The organism is Achromobacter sp. ACM01, from assembly GCF_014851745.1.
GTDB classification, from domain to species: Bacteria; Pseudomonadota; Gammaproteobacteria; order Burkholderiales; family Burkholderiaceae_B; genus Achromobacter; species Achromobacter aegrifaciens.
In genome coordinates, this window is record NZ_JACVAF010000002.1 from 570837 (window position 1) to 588737 (window position 17901).

Below are 17901 nucleotides of genomic sequence, written 5' to 3' on the forward strand. Positions count from 1 at the left end.
AAACGGACGCGGCCGGAGTGACTAGTCATTCTGCCGCGCCCGGCCTGTGCCACCGGCGAATGGTCCGGCAGGCGGGCCGCGCCCACAATGGATTCAACAGCATTGATCGCAGTACGCGCCGGCCGGACCGGCGCTCTTGGAGAATAGAGAATGAGCCATTTTCTGGACCGCTTGAAGTTCATGTCGCGGGTGAAGTCCACCTTCGCGGACGGTCACGGCGAAACGGTCAACGAGGACCGCAAGTGGGAAAACGCCTACCGCGCGCGCTGGCAGCATGACAAGGTGGTGCGTTCGACGCACGGCGTGAACTGCACGGGCTCCTGCTCCTGGAAGGTCTACGTCAAGAACGGCCTGATCACCTGGGAAACCCAGCAGACCGACTACCCGCGCACGCGGCCGGACCTGCCCAACCATGAGCCCCGCGGCTGTCCGCGAGGCGCTTCGTACAGCTGGTACGTGTATTCGGCGCAGCGCGTGAAGTACCCGATGATCCGCGGCCGCCTCATGGAAATGTGGCGCGAGGCCCGCAAGACCATGGACCCGATCGCGGCCTGGGAGTGGATCAGCCAGGATCCCAAGCGCGCCAAGCGCTACAAGGCCGTGCGCGGACTGGGCGGCTTTGTGCGCGCCGACTGGGATACGGCGATGGAAATCGTGGCCGCCGCCAACGCGCTGACGATCAAGAAGTTCGGCCCTGACCGCGTGATCGGCTTTTCGCCGATCCCGGCCATGTCCATGGTCAGCTACGCCGCTGGCGCGCGTTACCTCAGCCTGCTGGGCGGCGCCTGCCTGAGCTTTTACGACTGGTACTGCGACCTGCCGCCCGCCAGCCCGCAGATCTGGGGCGAACAGACCGACGTGCCGGAATCGGCCGATTGGTACAACTCGACCTACCTGATGGTGTGGGGTTCCAACGTGCCCCAGACCCGCACGCCGGACGCGCACTTCTACACCGAAGTCCGCTACAAGGGCACCAAGACGGTGGCCGTGTCCAGCGACTTCGGTGAAATGGTCAAATTCGGCGATATCTGGCTGGCGCCCAAGCAGGGCACCGACGCCGCGCTGGCGATGGCCATGGGCCATGTGATCCTGAAGGAATTCCACCTCTCCGGCGCGTCGGACTACTTCCGCGACTACGTGCGCCGCTACACCGACATGCCCATGCTGGTGCAGCTGAAGGAGCGCGACGGCTTCTACGCGCCGGACCACTTCCTGCGCGCCTCGCACCTGGACGGCGCGCTGGGCGAACAGAACAACCCCGATTGGAAGACGCTGGTGCTGGACGCCAAGAGCGGCGACCTGGTCGCGCCCAACGGCAGCATCGGCTTTCGCTGGGGCGAGGGCGCGGTCAACGGCGGCGAAAAGGTCGGCCGCTGGAACCTGGAGTCCAAGGACGGCGGCAGCGGCCGCGAGATCGAACCCACGCTGAGCCTGCTGGACCAATCCGACGCCGTGGTCGGCGTGGGCTTCCCGTATTTCGGCAGCGAGCATGGCGAGCTGCAGGTGCGCAATGTGCCGGCGCGCCGCATCCGCCTGGCCGACGGCAGCGAAGCCCTGGTGGCCACGGTGTACGACCTGCAGATGGCCAACTACGGCCTGGACCGCGGCCTGGGCGGCGGCAACGTCGCCAGTTCCTATGACGATGACGTGCCTTACACGCCCGCCTGGCAGGAAAAGCATACCGGCGTGCCGCGCGCGCAGGTCATCCAGGTGGCGCGCGAATTCGCGCAGAATGCCCACGACACCGAAGGCAAGTCCATGGTGATCGTCGGCGCCGGCCTGAACCACTGGTACCACATGGACATGATCTACCGCGGCATCATCAACATGCTGATGATGTGCGGCTGCGTGGGCAAGAGTGGCGGCGGCTGGGCGCACTACGTGGGCCAGGAAAAGCTGCGTCCGCAGTTCGGCTGGGCCCCGCTGGCCTTCGCCGCGGACTGGGTCCGTCCGCCGCGCCAGATGAACGGCACCTCGTTCTTCTATGCGCATACCAGCCAGTGGCGCCATGAAAAGCTGAACGTCCAGGAGATCCTGGGTCCGACGGCAGACCGGGGCCGCTACGGCGACCTCAGCATGATCGACCTGAACGCCCGCGCCGAGCGCATGGGCTGGCTGCCGTCGGCGCCGCAATTGCGCACCAATCCGCTGGACGTGGTGGCGCAGGCCGAAAGCCAGGGCAAGGATCCGGTGGCATTCGTCGCAGAGCAGCTCAAGTCGGGCGAATTGCGCATGTCGTGCGAGAACCCGGACGATCCGGCCAACTTCCCGCGCAACATGTTCGTGTGGCGCTCCAACATCCTGGGCTCCAGCGGCAAGGGCCATGAGTATTTCCTGAAGTACCTGCTGGGCACGCAGAACGCGGTGTTCGGCGACGAAGCCGAGGCGATCAAGCCCACCGAGGTGACCTACCAGGAAGACGCGGCCGAAGGCAAGCTGGACCTGCTGACGGTGCTGGACTTCCGCATGAGCACCACCTGCCTGTACGGCGACATCGTGCTGCCCACGGCCACCTGGTACGAAAAGGACGACCTCAATACCTCGGACATGCACCCGTTCATCCATCCGCTGAGCGAAGCCGTGCAGCCCTTGTGGGAAAGCAAGACCGACTGGGAGATCTACAAGCTGCTGGCCAAGAAGTTCAGCGAGATCGGCGGCCCCTACCTGGGCAAGCGCCGCGACGTAGTGCTGACTCCTCTGATGCACGACACCCCGGGAGAACTGGGCCAGGCCTTCGAACCCAAGGACTGGAAGCTGGGCGAATGCGACCTGGTTCCCGGCAAGACCGCGCCCAACATGACCGTGGTCGAGCGCGACTACAACGACATCTACCGCAAGTTCACGTCGGTGGGGCCGTTGCTGGACAAGCTGGGCAACGGCGGCAAGGGCATCAACTGGAACACCGAGCACGAGGTGCATGAGCTGGCCGGCATCAACGAGGCCGTGACCGAGCCGGGCGTGAGCCAGGGCCGGCCCAAGCTCGACACCGCCATCGATGCGGCCGAGATGATCCTGACCTTCGCGCCCGAGACCAACGGCCACGTGTCGGTCAAGGCCTGGGAAGCCCTGGGCAAGATCACCGGGCGTGACCACGCACACCTGGCCATCGGCCGCGAGCACGACAAGATCCGCTTCCGCGACATCCAGGCGCAACCGCGCAAGATCATCTCCGCACCCACCTGGTCCGGCCTGGAAAGCGAAGAGGTCAGCTACAACGCCGGCTATACCAACGTGCACGAGCTGATCCCATGGCGCACGCTGACCGGCCGCCAGCAGTTCTACCAGGACCATCGCTGGATGCTGGACTTTGGCGAAGGCTCCTGCGTGTACAAGCCGGCCATCGACACCAAGACGGTCGCGCCCATGCTGGGCCGCTACCCGAACGGCGAGAAGGAATTGGTCCTGAACTGGCTGACGCCGCACCAGAAGTGGGGCATCCACAGCACGTACTCGGACAACCTGCGCATGCTGACGCTGAGCCGCGGCGGTCCTCACGTGTGGATTTCGGAAGCCGAGGCCAAGCAGGCCGGGCTGGTCGACAACGACTGGGTCGAAGTCTTCAACGTGAACGGCACCCTGACGGCGCGGGTGGTGGTGAGCCAGCGCGTGCCGGTGGGCATGTGCCTGATGTACCACGCACAGGAAAAGATCGTGAACGTGCCGGGCGCCGAAACCAGCGGCAAGCGCGGCGGCATCCATAACTCGGTCACGCGCACGGTGCTCAAGCCCACGCACATGATCGGCGGCTATGCCCAGCAGGCCTACGGCTTCAACTACTACGGCACGGTGGGCGCCAACCGCGACGAATTCGTGGTGCTGCGCAAGATGAAGAAGGTGGACTGGCTGGAAGGTCCGCTGGTTGAAACGCAACAAGAAGAGAAGCAATCATGAGGATACGCGCCCAAATCGGCATGGTGCTGAACCTGGACAAGTGCATCGGCTGCCACACTTGCTCGGTCACCTGCAAGAACGTCTGGACCAGCCGCGACGGCGTCGAGTACGCCTGGTTCAACAACGTGGAAACCAAGCCCGGCATCGGTTATCCCAAGGAATGGGAGAACCAGGAGAAGTGGAAGGGCGGCTGGAAGCGTACCGCCGCCGGCAAGCTGGAACCGCGCCAGGGCGGCAAGCTGCGCATCCTGGCCAATCTCTTCGCCAACCCGAACCTGCCGCAGATCGACGACTACTACGAGCCGTTCACCTTCGACTACGAGCACCTGCAGAAGGCGCCGCTGTCGCAGACGCCGCCCACCGCGCGTCCGGTGTCGGTGCTGACCGGCAAGAAGATGGACAAGATCCATTGGGGTCCGAACTGGGAAGACGATCTGGGCGGCGAATTCAGCGCACGCAGCCGCGACGCGCTGTTCGAGGGCGTGCAGAAGGAGATGTACTCGACCTTCGAGAACACCTTCATGATGTACCTGCCGCGCCTGTGCGAGCACTGCCTGAACCCGGCCTGTGTCGCCAGCTGCCCGTCCGGCTCCATCTACAAGCGCGAAGACGACGGCATCGTGCTGGTCGACCAGGACAAGTGCCGCGGCTGGCGCATGTGCATCTCCGGATGCCCGTACAAGAAGATCTATTACAACTGGAGCAGCGGCAAGGCCGAGAAGTGCACCTTCTGCTATCCGCGCATCGAGGCCGGCCAGCCCACGGTGTGCTCGGAAACCTGCGTCGGCCGCATCCGCTACCTGGGCGTGATGCTGTACGACGCCGACCAGATCGAGCACGCCGCGTCCACCGCCAACGAGCAGGACCTGTACCAGTCGCAGCTCGACCTGTTCCTGGATCCGCATTCGCCCGAGGTGATTGCCGCCGCGCGTGAGCAGGGCATCCCGGAATCGTGGCTGGAAGCCGCCCGCAAGTCGCCGGTCTACAAGATGGCGGTGGAGTGGCGCGTCGCCTTCCCGCTGCACCCGGAATACCGCACTTTGCCCATGGTCTGGTACATCCCGCCGCTGTCGCCGATCCAGACGGCCGCCGAGTCCGGCCAGATGCCGAGCCGCACGGTGGGCAAGAGCGCCATGATCCCCGATGTGTCCAGCCTGCGCATCCCGGTGCGCTATCTGGCGAACCTGCTGACGGCGGGCAAGGAAGCGCCGGTGGTCCACGCGCTGGAACGCATGCTGGCCATGCGCGCCTACAAGCGCTCCGAGACCGTGCACGGCGAGCGCGACACCGCCTTGCTGGAGCAGGTGGGACTGACGGACGCCACCGTGCAGGACATGTACAAGATCATGGCCATCGCCGACTACGAGGACCGCTTCGTGGTACCCAGCAGTCACAAGGAAGTGGTCGAGGACAACTTCAACGAGAAGGGCAGCTGCGGCTTCACCTTCGGCAACGGCTGCTCGGGCGGGGTGTCGGAAGGCACCTTGTTCGGACGCAAGCCCCAGGGTAGCGAGATCTTCATCGAGATGCCGAAATCCCGCAAGAAGGCCGCTTCGGTCTAGGAAAGGAGAAAAACATGAGTCTGTATCGTCTGCTTTCCGCCTTGCTGTGCTATCCGGAGCCCGAGCTGCTGGACGCGCTGGGCGAAGTCGAAACCGCCTTGGCCGACTATCCCGACGCGGAGGAAACCCTGCAGCCGCTGGTCGGCTACCTGGCCACCAGCGACCTGATCGCGCTGCAGGAGAACTACGTCGCCACGTTCGACCGCAACCGCTCGCATTCGCTGCATCTGTTCGAGCATGTGCACGGCGAAAGCCGCGACCGCGGCCAGGCCATGGTGGACCTGCTGGATACCTACCGCGAGCACGGTTTCGAGCCGGTGGTGTCCGAATTGCCGGACCATGTGCCGCTGTTCCTGGAGTTCCTGGGCGTCATCGACCCGGCCCAGGCTCAGGATCTGCTGGACGACGCCATCCACGTGCTGGCCGCCATCGGCGCGCGCCTGGCCAAGGGCGAAAGCCCCTACGCCTGCATTTTCGCGGTGTTGCGCGCGCAATCCCGCGTGGTTCCGCGCGAGCAGACCGAGGCGCCCGTGCGCGACATGGACGAGGCGATGGAAACGTTCGGCATAGGCGCGGACGGCGTGGAACCGCTACTGCGGCCGTTCTCGGGCGATGGCGCGCAGACCGTGCGCTTCTATCCCCGCGCGCCCGCGGCTCATTAAATCTTCAGGACGACGCATCATGAACTCCCTGAATCAGTTCTTCTTCGGCATCTATCCCTACATCGCGCTGACGATCTTCCTCTTGGGCAGCCTCGTGCGCTTCGAGCGCGAGCAATACACCTGGAAGACGGACAGTTCGCAGTTGCTGCATCGTGGGCAATTGCGGTTGGGCAACATTCTGTTCCACATCGGTATCCTGGGTCTGTTCTTCGGCCACTTGGCTGGCTTGCTGACGCCCGTGGTGGTGTGGGACACGCTGGGCGTATCGCACACGCTCAAGCAGACCGTGGCCATGGTGGCCGGCGGCGTCATGGGCGGCCTGTGCCTGATCGGCCTTCTGATCCTGATCCATCGCCGCCTGAGCGACCCGCGCATCCGCGCCACCACGCGCCCCGGCGACAAGCTGTTGCTGCTGTGGATCCTGGTCACGCTGTTGCTGGGCCTGTCCACCATCGCGCTGTCTGCAGGCCACATGGACGGCGAAATGATGGTGAGCCTGATGACCTGGGCGCAGCACATCGTCACCTTCCAGGGCGACGCGGCCAGCCATGTTGCCGGCGTGCCGCTGCTGTTCAAGGCGCACCTCTTCATGGGCCTCTCGCTGTTCGTGATCTTTCCGTTCACGCGCCTGGTCCACGTCTGGAGCGGCTTCGCGTCGGTGGGCTACCTGGGCCGCGCCTGGCAGCTGGTCCGCCCGCGCTGATTCCCTGTCCCAGGAGCCGAACATGCCTGTCATCGTCAATGGCGTCGAACTGAACGACGCGGATCTGGAACGCGAACTGCCGCTGCATGCAGAGGCCGGCAACCCCATGCGCGAGGCGATCACTGCCCTGGTGCTGCGCCGCGTGCTGCTGGACGAGGCTGGCCGCCTGGGCCTGGACGCCGCGGACGAGGAGGGCGCCATCGGCGCCTTGCTGGCCCGCGAGGCGCCCGCGCCCGTAGCCGACGAGGCCGCCTGCCGCCGCTTCTATCAGATGCATCCGCAGCGCTTCATGGTGGGCGAGCTGATCGAGGCGGATCACATCCTGTTCCAGGTCACGCCGGGCGTGAATCTGGACATGCTGCGGGCCCACGCCAACGTGGTGTTGGCCGAGCTGCTGGAAGATCCCTCGCGCTTTGCGGAGGTAGCGCGCGAGCAATCGAACTGTCCGTCCGCCGCGCTGGGCGGCAGCCTGGGACAACTGGGCCGGGGCGACACGGTGCCGGAGTTCGAGCGGGCGGTATTCGCGCTGCCCGCCGGCGGCCTGCTGCCGCAGCTGCTGGAAACCCGCCACGGCCTGCATATCGTGCGGGTGACGCGCCGTATCGAGGGCCGCATGCAACCCTACGAGCATGTGGACAAGCAGATCGCTGCCGCGCTGTCGTCCATGAGCCGCGATACTGCCTGGCGCCAGTATGCCAAGCTGCTGGTGGAGCGCGCCGATATCCAGGGCATAGATTTGCAGGGCGAGGAGCCCGAGCGCGTCTACGGCGGGAGCGCCGCATGATGGACGAGCCGGCTGCGGGACCTCTAACGGATGGCTACGGACGCCGCATCGACTATCTGCGCGTCTCTGTCACGGACCGCTGCGACCTGCGTTGCAGCTACTGCCTGCCCAAGGATTTCAAAGGTTTTGAAACTCCCGCGAACTGGCTGCGCCACGAGGAAATGGCGCGGCTGGTGGGGCTGTTCGTCGGGCTGGGGGTGCAGAAGGTCCGGCTGACCGGCGGCGAGCCCCTGCTGCGCCGGGGCGTGGCCGGACTGGCCGGCGTCATCGCCGCCATGCCGGGATTGCAGGACTTGTCCGTGTCCACCAACGGCACCCAATTGGTCCGCCATGCCCAGGAACTGCGCGCCGCCGGCGTGGACCGGCTGAACATCAGCCTGGACACGCTGGATGCTGCCGCCTTCAGCCAGATTACGGGCCGGGATTGCCTGGAATCGGTGCTGGCGGGGCTCGCTGCAGCCAAGGACGCGGGCTTTGCGCCGATCAAGCTCAACAGCGTGGTGCACGCGGCCACGCCGGAGGCCGAAGTGCGCAGGCTGCTGGACTACGCGATGGCACAGGGCTTCGTGCTGCGCCTGATCGAGCCCATGCCCATGGGCAGCTGCGGCCAGGGCTACGCCCACACCGACCTGAACGCCATGGGCGCGCGGCTGGCCGCCGAAACCGGCCTGGTTCCCGCGCTGAACGGGGCGGGCGCGGGACCGGCGCGCTACTGGACCACGGGCCATGGCACGCCGGTGCTGGGTGTGATCACCCCCATGTCGCGCCACTTCTGCGCAAGCTGCAACCGCGTCCGGCTGGGCGTGGACGGCACCCTGTACCTCTGCCTGGGCCAGGAAGACCAGGTGCCGCTGGGTCGCCTGCTGCGCGCGGGCGCCAGCGACGCCGAACTGGTAGCGGCGATCCGGGCCGGTATCGCCGCCAAGCCGGAGCGCCATGATTTCGTGGCCCGTCCGGAACGCATCGTGCGCTTCATGGCGCAGACAGGAGGCTGACATGCGCGATATCGAACGGCTGGTCGACGGCTTCCAGCGCTTTCAGCAGCAGTACTACGAGGACGCGCCATCGCTTTACCGCAATCTGCGCGAAGGCCAGCACCCCAGCACCTTGCTGGTCGGCTGCTGCGATTCGCGGGTGGATCCGGCCATGCTGCTGGGCTGCGACCCTGGCGACATCTTCACGGTGCGCAACGTCGCCAATCTGGTGCCCCCGGCCAGCACCGACCGCGGCCTGCAAGGCGTGCTGGCCGCGATACAGTTCGCGGTGGAGCAGTTGCAGGTCAGCCGCATCATCGTGCTGGGCCACGCCCATTGCGGCGGCATACGGGCGCTGATGGACCGACGCACCCGGGGCGACGGCGAGACCGACTACCTGGAACGCTGGATGGACATCGCCGAACCGGCCCGCAGGCAGGTGCTGCAACAGATGCCGCAGGCAACCGCGGCCGAGCGCCGGCGCGCCTGCGAACAGGCCTCCATCCTGATTTCGCTGCGCAACCTGGAGGACCTGCCCTTTGTGCGGCGTGCGGTGGAGGCGGGCAGCCTGACGCTGCACGGCTGGTATTTCGACCTGGTGGCAGGCGCTTTGCTGGCATACTCGGCGCGGGCGGACGCATTCCTGCCCATCGTATGCCCATTGTTCACGGAGCTTGCATGACCCCAGTTTTCGGCATCGCCGGCCGTTCCGGCAGCGGCAAGACCACCCTGATCGAGGCGATGCTGCCGCTGCTGGCCGCGCGCGGCCTGCGGGTCAGCGTCATCAAGCACAGCCACCACGATTTCCAGATGGAGCCGCCTGGCAAGGACAGCGCGCGCTTCCGCCAGGCGGGGGCCCTGGAGGTGATGGTAGCCTCTCCGTTCCGCTACGCCATCGTCCACGAGCTGCGCGACGCGCCCGAACCCACGCTGGACGAGCAACTGGCGCGCCTGTCGCCGGCCGACCTGGTGCTGGTCGAAGGCTTCAAGCAGGCCGCGATCCCGCGCATCGAGGTGTACCGGCCCGCCGTGGGCAAGCCGCCGCTGCATGCGGAAGACAGCAGTTTCGTGGCGGTGGCCACCGACGCGCCGCTGGATACCGGTTTGCCCTGCCTGCCGCTCAACGAGCCGGCGCAAGTCGCGGATTTCATTTGCCGTACCCTGGGGCTCGCTTGAGGGCCTGGCTCGGGAACGGGAGGCGCAGCGGCTACACTGGAAGCCGCAGCATTCCTACAGCAAGACCGCGTTGAAAGCCATGAAGCCCACCGATACCGCCGCCCCAGCCGACGGCCTGCCTTCGCCCTGGCATCGCCTGTCCACGCGCATCGTCATCAGCTCCCTGGTGGCGCTCGTGGTGGTGCTGTCCATGGTCAGCTGGACGCTGTGGCTGTCCTGGCAGCTGGAAGGCGCGGGCGCGGCCATCAACGATACGGGCAGCCTGCGCATGCGGGCCAACCGGGTGGCGGTGGAGCTGATGCGGCCGCAGGCCGGGCGCGAGTTCCGCACCAACGAGCAGGTGCAGCTCATGGATGACACCATCGCCCGCCTGGCGCGCGGCAATCCTGCGCGCCCGCTGTTCATTCCCAACGACGAAGCCATCCGCAAGCAATGGCATGACGTGGCCGCCTACTGGTACGACGTCATGAAGCCGGCCGCCACGCGCGCCCTGGCGCAGCCGGATGCCGCCACCTATCTGGAGACCCTGCCGGAATTCGTGGCCCGGGCCGACACGCTGGTGCGCATGATCGAACAGGACAACGCCGGCAAGACCACCTCGCTGCGCCTGTCGCAGGGCGTGCTGGCGGCCATTGCCAGCGCCGGCACGCTGGCGATGATCTATCTGTTGTATCTCTGGATCATCTCGCCGGTGCTGCGCCTGCGCGACGGCCTGCAGCGCATGGCGGCCAGGGAATTCAGCACCCGGCTGCCGGTGGAAAGCCAGGACGAGTTCGGCGTGCTGGCGCGCGGCTACAACCGCATGGCCGATGAATTGCAGGACCTGTACACCGGCCTGGAGCGGCGCGTCGAAGAAAAGACCGCGCAACTGGCCGCGCAGAACCGAGACATCGGCGCGCTTTACGACATGGCTGCCTTCCTGAACCAGCCCAACGAGATCGAAGCGCTGTGCGACGGCTTCCTGCGGCGCGTGATGCTGCAGTTCGACGCCGAGGGCGGCAGCATCCGGGCGCTGGATCCCAACAACGAAAAGCTCAACCTGATGGTGTCGGTGGGCTTGTCCGACGAACTGGTCGAGTCCGAGCATTGCATGCGCGTTAACGACTGCTATTGCGGCGTCGCCACGCGCCAGGCCGGGGTCATCGTCATCCAGGATTTCCGCGAGTCGCCGCCAGCCATGGAACTGAACTGCCAGCGCGACGGCTTTGCCAGCGTGGCCGTGTTCCGCATCGTCACGCGCGACGAGGTGCTGGGCTCGTATTCCTTGCATTTCCGCCAGCAACGCCGCCTGTCGCCCGCAGAATCGCAGCTGCTGGAAACGCTGGGCCAGCATCTGGGCGTGGCCCTGGACAACCGCCGCCTGAGCGCGCAGGCGCGCCAACTGGCGGTGGTGCGCGAACGCGGGCTGGTGGCGCAGGGGCTGCACGACAGCCTGGCGCAGGGCCTGAACTTCCTGAACCTGCAATTGCAGATGCTGGACGCTGCCGTGAAGCGCGGCGACCAGGCGGAGATCGACGAGATCCTGCCGCTCTTGCGTACTGGCGTCGACGAAAGCTACCAGGACGTGCGCGAACTGCTGACCAACTTCCGCACCAAGCTGTCACAGGGCGATCTGCAGGCCGGCATCGAAGACACGGTGGCGCGCTTCCGCCGCCAGACCGGCATCGAGACCGAACTGCGCTTCGGCCGGGGCGAGGGCGCGCCGCTGCCGCCTGACGAGCAGTTGCAGGTGCTCTTCATCCTGCAGGAAGCGCTGTCCAACGTGCGCAAGCACTCGGAAGCCAGCCACGTGCGCATCGACGTCTCCAATGACCGCGACTTCAGCCTGGTCATCGCCGACGATGGCCAGGGCTATGACCCCGCGGAGGTGGCCGAGCGCGGCGAATCGCATGTGGGCCTGCACATCATGCGCGAACGCGCCGCGCGCATGCGCGCCGTGATAAAACTTGAATCGCAGCCCGGCGCCGGCACGCGCGTCGCGCTGACCTTGCCCGGCAGCGAACGCCAGGCCGCTTGAACTTTCCCACCATGCCCATCCGTATCCTCCTCGTCGACGACCACACCCTGTTCCGCTCGGGCGTGCGCCTGCTGCTGCAACGCCAACCCGACTTCGAGGTCGTGGCCGAGGCCGGCGACGGCGTCGAAGGCCTGAAACGCGCCAAGGAACTCAAGCCCGACGTGGTGCTGCTGGACCTCAACCTGCCCGGCTTGTCCGGGCTGGAAACGCTGCAGCTGCTGACGCAGGAGTTGCCGTCTTGTGCGGTCATCATCCTGACGGTGTCGGAAGAGGCAGACGAACTGGGGCAGGCGTTGCGCGACGGCGCGCGCGGCTATCTGGTCAAGAACATCGATGCCGAAGCGCTGACCGCCGCGATCCGCCGCGCGGCGGGCGGCGAGCCGGTCATCGCCGAGAGCATGACCGCCAAGCTGGTCGAACAGTTCCGCGGACAGGCCAGCCTGGCCGCGCAAGCGCCGCAGCCGGGGGGCAGCGCCGAGCGCCATCGCCTCACCGCGCGCGAGACCCAGATCGTGCAATGGCTGGCGCGCGGCGCCAGCAACAAGGTCATTGCGCGCGAACTGGACGTCAGCGAAAGCACGGTCAAGATCCACGTGCAGAACGTTTTGAAAAAACTCAATCTCACCAGCCGGGTGCAGGTCGCGGTGTACGCGGTCGAGCACGGCCTGTACACGGAAGAATAGGGCGGCATGCGGCGTTCGGCATAGGCCGTTTGATCTGCGACAAGGCCAAGGGCGTGACGGCCCCATAGACTGGCCGGCATGGAAACTCGAACCTCTCCCCTGGAGCTCGTGGCCCCCGCCGGCAGTCTGGCCGCGCTGAAGGCCGCCATCGATGCCGGCGCCGACACCGTCTACCTCGGGCTCAAGAACGCCACCAATGCCCGCAACTTCGCCGGGCTCAATTTCACCGAAAGCGATATCCGTGCGGGCGTGGAACTGGCCCACAGCCGCGGACGACAGGTGCTGTTCGCCATCAATACCTTTGTGCAGGCCGGACGGGCGCCCGAATGGCGCGCCGCCGTCGACGCCGCCTACGGGCTGGGCGCCGATGCGGTCATCATGGCCGATGCGGGGCTGCTGGCCTATGCCAGTGACCGCTATCCGGACTTGCGCCTGCACCTGTCGGTGCAGGGTTCCGCCACCCATACGGACGCCATCGAACTGATGAAGGAACAGTTCGGCATCCGCCGCGTGGTGCTGCCGCGCGTGCTGACGCTGGCGGAGATCGCGCGCATCTGCACCAACGTCAGCGTCGAGGTCGAGGTGTTCGGCTTTGGCAGCCTGTGCGTCATGGCCGAAGGCCGCTGCCTGTTGTCGTCCTACGCCACCGGCGATTCTCCCAATAACAAGGGCGTCTGTTCGCCCGCGCATGCGGTGCGCTGGTCGGAAGAGAACGGCCGCATGGACGCGCGCCTGAACGGCATCCTGATCGACCGTTACGAGCCGGGCGAACCCGCTGCCTATCCCACCTTGTGCAAGGGCCGCTTCGACGTCGACGGCCAGGCCGACCACGCGCTGGAGGAACCCACCAGCCTGAACGCCATCGGCCTGTTGCCGCGCCTGGCGGAAATGGGCGTGTCCGCCATCAAGATAGAAGGGCGGCAGCGCAGCCCGGCCTATGTCACCCAGGTGGTGTCGACCTTGCGCGCCGCGCTGGACAGCGCGCATGCGGACGCTTCCCGCTTTTCGCCCCGTCCCGAATGGAACGCCATGCTGGCGCGCCATTCCGAAGGTTCCCAAGTCACGCAAGGCGCATTCGAACGTCCATGGAAATGAAACCTAGCGCGTACCGGATATCGGTCGCACCGTTGCAGTATTACTGGCCGCGCCAGCACACGCTGGATTTCTACGCGTCGCTGGCCGACAGCCCCGCCGACATCATCTACGTGGGCGAAACCGTCTGTAGCCGCAGGCACGAGCTGCGCGCCGAGGACTGGATGGAGCTGGCGCGCGACCTGCGCGCCGCGGGCAAGGCGGTGGTGCTGTCGGGCCGCACGCTGATCGAGACCGGGGCCGAGGCCAGCGCGCTGAAGAAGCTCTGCGGGCAGGACGACTTCATGGTCGAAGCCGGCGAGCTGGGCGCGGTGCGTCACCTGAACGGCCGCGCCTTCGTGGCGGGGCCCCATGTCAACGCCTATCACGGCGGCACCCTGGAATGGCTGGCCGCACGCGGCGCCGCGCGTTTTGTCGCACCGCTGGAAATGGACAGCAAGACGCTGGCTCTTCTGATGGCGGAAAAGCCCGCCGGTCTGGAGACGGAAGTCATGGTCTGGGGCCGCATGGCGCTGGCGTTCTCCGCACGCTGTTTCACGGCGCGTCATTTCCGTTTGAAGAAGGACGACTGCGGCTTTCGCTGCATCGAACATCCGGACGGACTGGACATGCGTACACGGGAGTCGAGCGATTTCCTGGCGATCAACGGCATCCAGGTGCAGTCCGGAGCCTGCCTGGACCTGCTGTCGCAGGCGCCGGCGCTGGCCGCCCTGGGCGTGGAGGTGCTGCGGGTGAGTCCTCAATCGGCCGGCACGCTGGAAGCGATCGCCGCGCTGGATGCGATGCGGCGCGGCCTGGCGCCGATGGAGGCGCGGCCGCCTGCCGGCATGGCCCGCTGCAACGGCTACTTCCATGGCAAGCCGGGCATCGACCTGCTGGAGGCCGTGGCATGAGCGCGGCGATTCAAGTACCGGGCGTGCTCGCCAGGCTGGGGCGGCGTCTGCCTGCGCCGTTTGTCTCGCTGCACTTCACCGCCGGACTGGAACTGGCGCGGCGGCTGAAATGGCTCACACCGCCGGCCGAACTGGAGGGCCGCAGCTTCGGCATCACGGTCGAGGACCTGGGCCTGCGCAGCAGTTTCGCCGTGCGACAAGGCGCTTTTCGCCCGGTATGGAACGGCGCTGCCGCCGAACTGGAACTGGGCGCGAAGCTGGCCGATCTGCTGGCCCTGATGCGCTCGGAAACGGACGCCGATACCTTGTTCTTCCAACGCCGGCTGCGGATCTCCGGCGATACGGAGCTGGGGCTGATCGTCAAGAACTGGCTGGACGCGGCGCCACGGCCGGCGTGGCTGCAGGGCGCGGCGCGTTGACGGCGCAATGCCCGCCGTCGCTTGCGGGCATTGCTTGAATCCGCAAGGGATCGTGCTATACCGGGCGTCGTTGCCGCGGGGGGGCTTGGCGCTTTCCCGGGCGTGATTGGATGGAGGCAGCAATGCGGATCATGGTGGTGGGCGCCAGCAAGGGGCTGGGCAGGGCGTTCGTGGAAGGACTGGGCCAGGATGCCACGCTGATCGTGGGCGTGGCCCGCCGCGCGCCGCCAGACATCACTGTCCCGCCCGGCTGCGAACTGCGCTGGATCGAGGCCGATCTGTCGCAGCCAGTGGCCGCCGTCGAGCAGATCGCGGCGCAGGCCCCGGACGGTCTCGATGCCATCCTCTACAACCTGGGCGTGTGGGAAGAGCACGCATTCAGCGAACACTACGACTTCCTGGCGGACTCGCCCGCGGAGATCGCGCGCATGGTGGACATCAACGTCACCGCGACCATCCTGTTGCTCCAGCGCTTGATCCCGCGCGTCCTCGGTGCGCGCAAACCGCAAGTCATTCTCACTGGTTCGACCTCCGCGTTGGCCGGCAGCGGCCGTCCCGAGGTGACGTTCGGCGCGTCCAAGCACGCGCTGCGGGGTATCGCGGACGCCCTGCGCGAAAGCTTCAGAGCGCGGCGGCTGGCGGTGACCTGCCTGCAATTGGGCTATCTGAACACGCAAGACGGCTTGGACGTGCCGCGCGACGCGGCCAGCCTGCGGGGAGAGGGCGGCCTGATACCCGTGCACGACGTGGTGACGATGACACGCGCGCTGCTGAATCTGTCCGATGCGTCATTTGTGCGGGAAATCGTCATGCCGGCGCTGATGGACGAGCGCTTCTGAAGCGGGTCCACCGCGCCAACGGCGTCATGCCGGCCTCAACTGCGGCCGGGCTTGCCTTCCATGGCGCGGGCCACGCGCGATAGGGCCAGGCTGGCGGCGAAGTACAAGGCGGCCACGGCCAGGTAGACTTCGACGTGGTAGGGCCGCCAATCGGTGCCGGCCACCACCGCCTTTGCTGCGCCCAGCACGTCGAACACGCCGATGATGCTGACCAGCGAAGTGTCCTTGACCGCGCCCACGAATACGCCCAGGGCTGCAGGCGCGGCAATGCGGCGGGCCTGCGGCCAGATCACCGAACCGTAGGCCATGGCCGCAGGCATGCCCAGGGCGCGCGCCGCCATCATCTGGCCGGGCGGTATGGCTTGCAGCGCGCCGCGCAGCACCTCGGCCAGCAGGCAGGCGGTGTGCAGCGTCAGGGCGGCCAGCGCCATGGCGAACTTGGACACGCCGCCGCCCAGCAGCATGGGCAGCACAAAGGACGCGAACAACAGCTGTGTCACCAGCGGCACGCCGCGGACGGCCTCGATCAGGCCGGCGGCAGCCAGCGAGGCGGCGCGGTTGTGGCTACGGCGCAATAACGCAAGCGCGAAAGCCAGCGGCACGGCCGCCAGCAGGGCGGAGATGGCCAGAACCAATGTGACGAGCAACCCGCCCCAGCGTTGCGGACCGATGGCGGCGCCGCCCCAGGGCCAGCCGGACAGCGCGCTGATGGCCGCGCCCAGCAGGACGGCGAGCAGGGCCGCACGCGTCGCGGGACGGACACGCGGAGCAGTCAACGCCAGCGCAACTCCGGCGAGCAGGGCTGCGCAGGCGGCCAGCGCGGGCGCCCGGTCGGCCTGGGCCATGGTGCCGAAGAACAGCACTGGCAGGTTCTCGCCCACGGCGGCCCAGCATGCGCCCGCCGCGTTCGCGCATGCTGCGGGATCGCCGCGCCACACCGCGTCGAGCAAGGCCCATTCCAGCAGCCGCCATAGGATCAAGCCCAGGACAGCGGCCAACGCGGTCGATAACAGCCCGCCACGCCAACTGCGGCGTTCGCCCGCAGCGTTCCACGAAGGCCGCTCGCCCAGGCGCGCGCCATGCGTGTCGCCGGGGCCGTGGCGGGTATTGCGCGCGTTCCATGCCGACAATCCGCCGCCCAGCGCCAGCGCCAGGCCCAGATAGACCGTGACGGCCAGCGCGATGCCTTCAAGCGCCAGGCCGGTCTGCGTGATGGCGGTGTTGATCACCGCCATCAATTCCTGATAGCCGATGGCAATGGCCAGGGTGCTGTTCTTCACCAGCGCCAGGCACTGGTTGGCATACGGCGGCAGCGCCACGCGGGCGGCATAGGGTGCTATCACCAGCCGCAGCACGCTGCGGGGCTTCAAGCCTAGCGCCTGCCCGGCCTCCACAAGTCCAACCGGCACGGCGCGCACGGCCGCGCGTGCGATGTCGGCGATGTAGGCCGCATGGAACACCACCAAGCCTATCGTCAGCGCCGCGAATTCCATGCTGGGCTGCCAGCCGCCCTGCAGTCCCAGGCCGCGCCTGACCGGCATATCGATGCGCATGGGCGGCAACAGGACCCACGCGAGCAGCGCGCCGGCCAGCGCGGCATACAGCGCAGGATTGCCCCAGCGGCGTCGGACCAGGCCGCCCAGCGCCAGCGCGGTCACCGTTACGGCCGCGTAGGGCAGCCAACCGTGCACGGCTGGCAGAGCCAATCCGCGATTGGACAGCAGCATGTGCGGCAACGGCGACCACGCCTGGCGCAGATCGGGCAGGCGCAGCAGCAGCCCGTACCAGACGAAGAGTTGCAGCAGGACCGGCGTATTGCGCAAGGGCGCGATGATGGCGGCGGCGCAACGCGCGGCCAACGGGTTGCGCGACATGCGCAACAAGCCCAGTCCCAGGCCCAGCGCCGTCGCCAGCGGGATTGCCACGGCGGCGACGGTCAAGGTGTTGACCAGGCCGGCCGCTATCGACATCCAGTAGGGATCCTCCGGCGTGATATCGAGCAGGCTTTCGGAAATGCGGAAGCCTGCGGGCTGGAACAGGAATCCGAAGCCGCCTTGGATGCCGCGTGCAGTCTGCACCGATTCGATGTGCCAGAGCAGGACCGCGGCCATGCCGCCCAGCGCGAGCGTCCACGCCAACGCTGGCAGCCAGCGTCGCCACGGGCCGGTGGAGGGAAAACGGAGAGCGGTCGCTGCCATGGTCGAGA

The 17901-nt window shown here is 67.0% G+C and carries 15 protein-coding genes; 14 read left to right on the top strand and 1 reads right to left on the bottom strand.

Annotated features, from left to right (window positions below; all coding sequences use genetic code 11):
• The first annotated feature begins 150 nt into the window (after positions 1-150).
• The 14 genes from IB268_RS11085 to IB268_RS11150 all read left to right on the top strand — a co-directional run bounded on the left by IB268_RS11085 (position 151) and on the right by IB268_RS11150 (position 15695).
• Positions 151-3891 carry a nitrate reductase subunit alpha gene (locus IB268_RS11085; RefSeq protein WP_175213289.1) on the top strand — a complete coding sequence of 1247 codons (3741 nt, stop codon included), beginning with the start codon at positions 151-153 and terminating at the stop codon, positions 3889-3891.
• Positions 3888-5453, top strand: a complete 1566-nt coding sequence (gene narH, locus IB268_RS11090) for a nitrate reductase subunit beta (protein ID WP_192354234.1) — start codon at positions 3888-3890, stop codon at positions 5451-5453. Before IB268_RS11085 ends, narH begins: the two co-directional genes overlap by 4 nt.
• Before the next feature lie 14 nt (positions 5454-5467).
• Entirely contained in the window at positions 5468-6115 is a 648-nt protein-coding gene (narJ, locus tag IB268_RS11095) for a nitrate reductase molybdenum cofactor assembly chaperone (protein ID WP_192327623.1), read from the top strand.
• A gap of 19 nt (positions 6116-6134) precedes the next feature.
• Positions 6135-6818, top strand: coding sequence for a respiratory nitrate reductase subunit gamma (gene narI, locus IB268_RS11100; RefSeq protein ID WP_192354235.1), 684 nt, complete (start codon positions 6135-6137; stop codon positions 6816-6818).
• Positions 6819-6840: 22 nt separating this feature from the next.
• Positions 6841-7602 carry a peptidylprolyl isomerase gene (locus IB268_RS11105; RefSeq protein WP_054454740.1) on the top strand — a complete coding sequence of 254 codons (762 nt, stop codon included), beginning with the start codon at positions 6841-6843 and terminating at the stop codon, positions 7600-7602.
• Complete coding sequence (moaA, locus tag IB268_RS11110; protein WP_119451156.1) at positions 7599-8597, top strand: GTP 3',8-cyclase MoaA; 999 nt, start codon at positions 7599-7601, stop codon at positions 8595-8597. The genes IB268_RS11105 and moaA overlap by 4 nt, the downstream gene beginning before the upstream one ends.
• Position 8598: 1 nt before the next feature.
• Positions 8599-9258 carry a carbonic anhydrase gene (locus IB268_RS11115; protein WP_054454736.1) on the top strand — a complete coding sequence of 220 codons (660 nt, stop codon included), beginning with the start codon at positions 8599-8601 and terminating at the stop codon, positions 9256-9258.
• Positions 9255-9752, top strand: a complete 498-nt coding sequence (gene mobB, locus IB268_RS11120) for a molybdopterin-guanine dinucleotide biosynthesis protein B (RefSeq protein WP_082401034.1) — start codon at positions 9255-9257, stop codon at positions 9750-9752. Before IB268_RS11115 ends, mobB begins: the two co-directional genes overlap by 4 nt.
• Positions 9753-9831: 79 nt before the next feature.
• Complete coding sequence (locus IB268_RS11125; RefSeq protein WP_054454726.1) at positions 9832-11769, top strand: type IV pili methyl-accepting chemotaxis transducer N-terminal domain-containing protein; 1938 nt, start codon at positions 9832-9834, stop codon at positions 11767-11769.
• A gap of 11 nt (positions 11770-11780) precedes the next feature.
• The gene (locus IB268_RS11130) at positions 11781-12452 is read left to right on the top strand and encodes a response regulator transcription factor (RefSeq protein WP_054454724.1); all 672 of its coding nucleotides are present in this window, start codon (positions 11781-11783) and stop codon (positions 12450-12452) included.
• Positions 12453-12530: 78 nt separating this feature from the next.
• The gene (locus IB268_RS11135) at positions 12531-13547 is read left to right on the top strand and encodes a peptidase U32 family protein (RefSeq protein WP_175160669.1); all 1017 of its coding nucleotides are present in this window, start codon (positions 12531-12533) and stop codon (positions 13545-13547) included.
• Positions 13544-14437: a U32 family peptidase gene (locus IB268_RS11140; RefSeq protein WP_175181062.1), complete on the top strand. Its 894-nt coding sequence runs from the start codon at positions 13544-13546 to the stop codon at positions 14435-14437. The genes IB268_RS11135 and IB268_RS11140 overlap by 4 nt, the downstream gene beginning before the upstream one ends.
• Positions 14434-14856: an SCP2 domain-containing protein gene (locus tag IB268_RS11145; RefSeq protein WP_054454721.1), complete on the top strand. Its 423-nt coding sequence runs from the start codon at positions 14434-14436 to the stop codon at positions 14854-14856. Before IB268_RS11140 ends, IB268_RS11145 begins: the two co-directional genes overlap by 4 nt.
• Before the next feature lie 122 nt (positions 14857-14978).
• Positions 14979-15695, top strand: a complete 717-nt coding sequence (locus IB268_RS11150) for an SDR family oxidoreductase (protein WP_192352049.1) — start codon at positions 14979-14981, stop codon at positions 15693-15695.
• Between the two features lie 35 nt (positions 15696-15730).
• Here the strand turns inward: IB268_RS11150 and IB268_RS11155 are convergent, their stop codons facing one another.
• Positions 15731-17893 carry an ABC transporter permease subunit gene (locus IB268_RS11155; RefSeq protein ID WP_192354236.1) on the bottom strand — a complete coding sequence of 721 codons (2163 nt, stop codon included), beginning with the start codon at positions 17891-17893 and terminating at the stop codon, positions 15731-15733.
• Positions 17894-17901: the final 8 nt, after the last annotated feature.